Below are 6,832 nucleotides of genomic sequence, written 5' to 3' on the forward strand. Positions count from 1 at the left end.
GACTATATTATTCTTTTCTCACTGCCAGTATTATGACATCCCCCACGTTGGTACCTGTTGGACCGGTTACTATGAGCGAATCTTCTCTCTCGAAATAGCTGGCTGAATCGTTACTTTCCAGGAATTCGTCGATATCAGATCTGATCGATCCTGCATCTCCAATAGCTCCTCCCGCGTTCGAATTACCGTCAACACCATCTGTACCGAAGGAGATCAGGGTGACTCCCTTGCTTAGCTTAGGAAGAGCCCCCAGAACCAGTTCGCAGTTGCGTCCTCCTCTTCCTCCTCCCTTTACTGTCACGGTGGTCTCCCCTCCTGCAAGCAGGATGGCGGGAGGCCCGATCGGGTCGTGGTGAAGGGTGACCTCGCTTCCAATTGATCCCAACACCTTGCCAACCTCCCTCGCCTCCCCTTCGAGCGCGGAGGTGAGAATGATCGCTTTGTATCCAAGCTCGATAGCTCTCCCCTTCGCTGCCATGAGAGCTCTCCAGTTGTTGCCTACTATCACATTCTCAACCTTCTCGAAGATTGGGTTCCCAGGCTTGGGCGTCTCATCCTCACCTCGTAGCAGATGGTCCACGACGCTCCGAGGGGCCTTACCCATGAGATCGTACTTGTCTAGAACCGTAAGTGCGTCAGAAAAGGTGGTGGGGTCGGGAGCGGTCGGTCCGGAGCATATGCTTTCCAGCGGATCTCCGACCACATCTGATAATATTAGGCTCAACACCATGGCAGGATGGCATGCTCTGACCAGATTTCCCCCTTTGACCCGGGATAGATGCTTTCTCACGGTGTTGATCTCCTCAATGTTCGCGCCGGCCAACATCAACAATTCGGAAGTTCTCCTCTTGTCCTCCACGCTCACATTCTCTGGAGGCAGAGACATCATGGCAGATCCTCCCCCCGAAATGAGGCAGATGACCAGATCATTCTCGTCTGCTTCCTCACATAAAGCCAGTATTCTCTCCGCTCCTTGGCGGTTCTCCTCACTTGGATGAGGGTGAGTGCTCTTGTGCAGATTGATAGGTCCTATATGGCCCTCATCCAGGACGTTGAGATATCCTTCATTTATCCTGTCTCCCAGGACATCAAGCACGGCGCGAGTCATGCCCACGGACGCCTTACCCGTTCCCACGACAAGTATCCTTTCAACCTCATGCAGATCGATCGAGACATCTCCCACTCTGAGTAGACCATCCTCAAAGGAAAGAGAGTCATTGACACATCGGTAGGAGTCGATCGAGCGCACGGCGGCCTCCAATACCTCCAACATGTCCATCCTGGCTATTGGATCTTCGCCTTTGATCAGCTGGGTCCTTCTTTGAATATTCAAATCAGCCCTCCAGAACCTTTGGGTTAACGAGATTGATTGGCCTCTTTCCAGATAGTGCCAACAGCAGATCTTGGGCTGCCATGATCGCCATGGTATCCCTGGATTGAAAGGTCGCACTTCCGGTGTGCGGAGTCAGGACCACATTATACAGTTCAGTCAATCCAGGAGTGAGGTTAGGCTCGTTCTCGAAGACATCAAGGCCCGCGCCCGCTATCCTCTTCTCCCTCAGTGCCGCAACAAGCGCATTCTCGTCGATAACTTCTCCCCTAGCGAGATTCACCACGATGGCTGTATCCTTCATCAGGTCGATCTCCCTCTCCCCGATCAGATGTCTGGTCTCGGGTGTCAGGGGAACATGGAGAGATATGAAGTCCGATTCCCGGAGAAGATCATCGAGTTCGACCTTCACCGCTCCCAGCTCCTCCTCGAGTTCGGTCTTCCTGGTCCTGCTGTGGTATAAAATCCTCATGTTGAAGCCATTGGCCCTCCTGGCCACTGCGGATCCAATGTCTCCTAGGCCAACGATGCCTATGGTCTTACCGTAGACCTCGTATCCCAGCATCAATTTGGGACCCCAGCCTAAGAATTTGCCCTCTCGCACGAAACGATCTGACTCCGGTATCCTTCTGGCGACAGCCATGATCAGCGCCCAGGAGAGATCTGCGGTTGCCTCCCTTAGAGCGCCTGGGGTATTTGTGACCATCACTCCATTCTGAGTTGCGAAAGCCACATCGATATTGTTGTAACCGACCGCATAATTCGATATGATCTTGAGAGTGTTACCGGCAGCCTCGATCACCTCGCGGTCTATCCTGTCGGACAGCAAGCAGTAGAGCCCATCCTTACCCTTGACTCTTTCAAGAAGTTCGTCCTTTGAGATCGGTCGATCCCCCTCGAAGATATCCATATCGACCTTGTTCTCCAGGATTTCAAATCCCGAATCTGGTATCCTCCTGGTGATGAGAACCTTGGGTAGCGCCATGAGGAATAATATTTGTGAACATCGCATATAACTATCTTCCCAGCTCGCTGTGGGCGCTAGAGAGATGCCCCGCCGCTTCGGCCGCAAGAGTGGATAGTTCTCCCGCCAGGACCGTGGATGCGATGATCTCGGCGAGCTTCTTGGCCTTTCCCTCGCCCAGGCATCCCAGCATGGAGAGGGCTTCACTCTGACAGGGTAACCTTGTCCCTCCTCCCACGGTTCCTACCTCCAGAGCTGGGATCCTTACCGAGAAATAAAGACCATCATTCAACGACTCTGCGGTGGTAGTTCCCATACTTCCCTCCACGACCTGTGCCGCATCCTGTCCTGTGGCGATGAATGTGGCGGCTATGATATTGGCCATATGAGCGTTGAACCCGTATGATAGGGCAAGACTGCTGCCTAGCGCATTCTTCCTCACGCATGCCTCTTCCACAGCCTCCGGCGAAGTATGTAGCTTCTCATCCACGATAGATCTGGGGATGTTCACTTCCGCGTGCACTGTCTTGCCCCTGCCCAAAATAGAGTTGATACCGGCTGGCTTCTTGTCGACGCACATGTTCCCAGAGACCGAGACCAGGGTGGCACCAGTCTCCCTCTCGATCAGCATGGAAGCCTCCTCCGTAGCGATGGTGGCCATGTTCATGCCCATGGCGTCCCCCGTCTCGTAGGCGAATCGGAGGTAGAGATTCCTCCCGACCATGAACGGCCTCACTTCAATCAGCTTGCCATGTCGAGTGGTGGACTCAGCCGCTTCCTTCACCAGATCGAAGTGTTCTTTGACCCATTTGACCACATCGACACCATGCTTGATCCCGTTAACCCTGAAAACAGGGGCACGGGTCATCGCGTCCTTGACCACTATAGTATTGGAACCGCCCGCGTGGGTGATGACCGAGCATCCCCGGTTCACCGAGGCCAGTAAAGCTCCTTCGGTGGTCGCCATGGGGATCAGGAACTCACCCTGGGCATGCTCACCGTTGATGAGCAAAGGTCCCACGAAGCCCACGGGCACCTGCACGCAGCCGATCATGTTCTCGATGTTCTTCTCGGCCAACAGGGGATCGAACGTGTAGGATGATATATACTCGAGCTTGGTGTCGGTGAACTTCTCAACGGCTTCCCTGCGCTCCTTAACATCACCCCGAGTTCTTCCTCTGTTCTTGAGTCCCCCTACCATGGTATCCTCACATAATCGGCATGGGGGGTAATTAGGTTATCTGACTTTAATCGTTGAAAGAGAGCATCTCAACAACGTAAAGGGGCCATGCCCAGTCAACAGAACCAAAGGTTTTTATGGGTTGACTTAATTCCTGCGAAAGCCGATGGGCCCATAGCTTAGCCTGGTTGGAGCGCCCGGCTGATAACCGGGAGGTCGGGAGTTCAAATCTCCTTGGGCCCACTACCATTTCCCTGACTTCTTTCAACAAATGCCACTTTCAGGGCATTCTGTGGATTTCAAAACAAGACACAGAGCTGCATTATTGCTGCTCGATACATCAGAATCTAGACCTTGTGGGTACATCATTTGCGTTGGATTCATATGAATAAGGATGCATATGTTCTGCCCTTTCTATGCACCAGATTGAAATGTCATTAACCTACCCGTCCTCCTGAATCTTCTTTCGAGAGGTCAATACCAATGCTTGACCCAAGACCTTCGGAAAATACTCCATTGCTGTTCCATCCGAAAGGATGAAGTTGTTAAGGAGGACATTATAGGTCTCGAAACTGGGCGAATCCGACTATGTCTGTATGACCGTGATGATGGTTTTGGATCGTGAACTTGAGTCGCATCCAGCTGGCGGCGAAGAAGGCCTGTTGTGATGATATAAAATGCATGTTAGTGCTCGGGTCCGTTGGAAAAAAATCTTATCGGGGACCTGATGGCCCCCTGATGTACTCTACCGCACTAGTGGTAGACCAATTTCCTTCCCTCACGGGAGTGCTTGAGCATGCACTCCCATAGTGGGTATCGAATTCCTCATCTTGTCGGTTCCACGAGCGGCTTAGCGACCGTATTTTTCCCAATACGCCGAGAAGAGTTCCTCGTCGGTCGGTGGCTTCTTCGGATTCTGGACGATGCGGGAAACCCATGTGAGGTTCACGAAGTGTCGGGCGTTGACGTTCTCGGTGGTGATGTTCCCTCCCCAGGTCCCGCACGAGAGGGAGAGAGTGAAGGGGAGGCCATTGCGAGGGCTACCTGCGCCCTCGTTCATGTTCTGGTTCACCATGACGCGACCCGTCCGGGTGCCGAATGCGAGGGCATCCACATGCTTATCGTTCGAGGTATGGATTCCGCATGAGTGGCCGAGTCCCTGATACTCTGTGATCCTGTTCGTGAGGTCCACGGCATTTTGGATTTCGCCCTCGTATCGGTACAGAGAGAGGACGACTGACAGCTTCTCCCCCGAGAACGGGTAATCGGGGCCAGTTCCGGTCTCCTCCACCACCAAGAAGGTGCGGTCCTCGGGAAGATCTATGTTAGCGAGATTCGCTATGTGCCCTGCGGGCTTAGCGATGACATCAAGGCTTGGAATGGGTCCGCCCTTGGGCCACATCACCTTCTGTAGGCGTGCCTTCTCCTCAGCGTTGCAGATGTATGCACCATTCTGAACCAGCTTCTCCACCAGAGAATCGTATATCGACTCATGGGCTAGAACGGAGTTGTCGGCCAGGCAGCTCGTGGCGTAGTCAAAGACCTTCGCCCTCGCGATCATGAACGCGGCGTCGTCAATGTCCCCGGTCTCGTCCACGATATGGACCGTGTTGCCAACACCAACACCATATGCGGGCGTTCCCGAGCTGTAGGCGGCTTTCACCATTCCGGCGCCACCGGTGGCCACTATCAGATCTGCTTGACGCATGAGTTCCTGGGTCTTCGCAATAGTTGGGTTTTGAATGATCTGTATCAGGTCCTCAGGCACTCCCATGGCCTTGCAGCCCTGGCGCATGAGATTGACGGCGAGTTCCGAGGATTTCTGTGTTTTGGGATGCGCAGCTACGATGATGGCATTCAAGCCCTTCGCAGCGCAGAGGGCCTTCATAGGCGGTGTCGCGTCCGGTCCGGTGGATGGGATGATTGCTGCCACCACACCTACAGGTTTTGCGATCTTCACGAGTCCTTTTTTGGGGTCCTCCTCAACGATACCCACCGTCTTTACGCTCTGCATGTCCTGAATCGTGCCAGTGACACGGAGTCGAATCTTGGTAAGTTTGTCAGTATAGTTACCGAATCCGCCTTCTTCGACGGCGAGCCTCGCTAGGGCCTCGCATTCCTTGACGACGTGCCAACCAATTGCCATGACCAGCTCATCTGCCTCGGCTTGCGTGAAGTGCTCAATGGCCTTCATCGAGGTTCGCCGCGGGAGCGGTATTAGATGAAGTACTCATGCATAATCAGACAAAACAGCACGTACATAACGCTTACCTACTTCATGACCGTGATTTTCTGTAATTCTTCACACTAAAATAGAGATTGGCAACTTCTTAATTTCTTAATCCATTCCCACTTTATGAAGAAGTGGTAAAACTGGTAGGCGATCTAGATATGTTGAAATCGATTCTTTCACCTCCTATTCCTTTGAATACAAGCATAGAACCGGCCAAGAAACAGGGCTCGGGATTCAAATGATCATTACTGCGAGCAATATTCTCCCGGAGCAGGTAATCATATTAGATCTATCATGACCATGATCGAGCCAGGAGCCTATCGGAGGTCATAGTAGCTGAATGATTCAGGTGCTTTCTTTCCAGGAAAAGGCATCAAAGATCTCTATGAACCACTTCGAAAGAATCGGGTTTGAACATGGGTTAACCTAACTTTCCCCAAAATAACGCATTTTCTATTATAGCTCATTTGATCTTATTGAGGAGCTTGATCTCGCCATCGCTGTCGTAGGTGAAGATATAGCCTGTGACATTCTCTCTCTTGTCCTCTGGCAACTCGCTCATTATCTCTCCGACCTTGTCCCGCACCCTCGCTGGGAACAGTGGATCCCTGTTCGGGATCACCACTCCGACACTGCAGCCGCCCTCCAGGCACTTCCTGTACTCCTCCCATGAGAACATGTGCCAGGAGAGTGGAGATTCCACGAATTCATAGCTTTTTATCTCGTCGTTCCTACCGACCGTTACCACTGCCCTATGGCCATCTGTGTCGACACCGTACTCTACGCAGCAGACCGGGTCCTCCTTCTGTAGCATGTCCTTCCTATTGACGGCTACCCTTTCAAGCAGCGTGAAATCGGTCATCATATTATCTTTGAAGTCGGTGGGATAAGAGCCTTTTCATTGAAGTGACGTCTCTAGCAGGGGAGCAGAGTGTTAGATACCTAGCCGAAGCTCATACCTTAGAAAATTAAAAAATAGGGAAAATTGGGAGCTTAGCTCCCATTATGTGTTTAAGCCGGGCAGACCGGGCAGGGTATTGGACCATCCTGGTATGGACAGCAGCTCACGGGTATGTGAACCATCCACATGGAGTAGTCGCAGACCATCGGGCACTCGAGGAATGA

General features: G+C 52.5%; 5 protein-coding genes and 1 tRNA gene. 1 reads left to right on the top strand and 5 read right to left on the bottom strand.

The features are described from left to right. Positions 1-7 precede the first annotated feature (7 nt). From GKC03_06350 to hmgA, 3 genes are read right to left on the bottom strand one after another with little or no spacing between them, the layout of a single operon-like run. Positions 8-1,333 (bottom strand): glycerate kinase, encoded by a 1,326-nt coding sequence (locus tag GKC03_06350; protein ID NYT12158.1) that lies wholly within the window; start codon positions 1,331-1,333, stop codon positions 8-10. A gap of 1 nt (position 1,334) precedes the next feature. Further along, positions 1,335-2,315 carry a D-glycerate dehydrogenase gene (locus GKC03_06355; protein NYT12159.1) on the bottom strand — a complete coding sequence of 327 codons (981 nt, stop codon included), beginning with the start codon at positions 2,313-2,315 and terminating at the stop codon, positions 1,335-1,337. A gap of 31 nt (positions 2,316-2,346) precedes the next feature. Further along, positions 2,347-3,495, bottom strand: a complete 1,149-nt coding sequence (gene hmgA, locus GKC03_06360; GenBank protein NYT12160.1) for a hydroxymethylglutaryl-CoA reductase (NADPH) — start codon at positions 3,493-3,495, stop codon at positions 2,347-2,349. 147 nt (positions 3,496-3,642) lie between these two features. Between hmgA and GKC03_06365 the strand changes: the two genes are divergently transcribed. Then, a tRNA-Ile gene (locus tag GKC03_06365) sits at positions 3,643-3,717 on the top strand. 607 nt (positions 3,718-4,324) lie between these two features. Here the strand turns inward: GKC03_06365 and GKC03_06370 are convergent. Then, a complete protein-coding gene (locus GKC03_06370) occupies positions 4,325-5,668 on the bottom strand; it encodes an aldehyde dehydrogenase family protein (protein NYT12161.1) in 1,344 nt (447 codons plus the stop codon). 502 nt (positions 5,669-6,170) lie between these two features. Further along, on the bottom strand, positions 6,171-6,569 hold the full coding sequence (locus GKC03_06375) for a hypothetical protein (GenBank protein ID NYT12162.1): 399 nt from the start codon (positions 6,567-6,569) through the stop codon (positions 6,171-6,173). Between the last annotated feature and the right edge of the window lie 263 nt (positions 6,570-6,832).

It is taken from the genome of Methanomassiliicoccales archaeon (assembly GCA_013415695.1).
GTDB lineage: Archaea > Thermoplasmatota > Thermoplasmata > Methanomassiliicoccales > JAAEEP01 > JAAEEP01.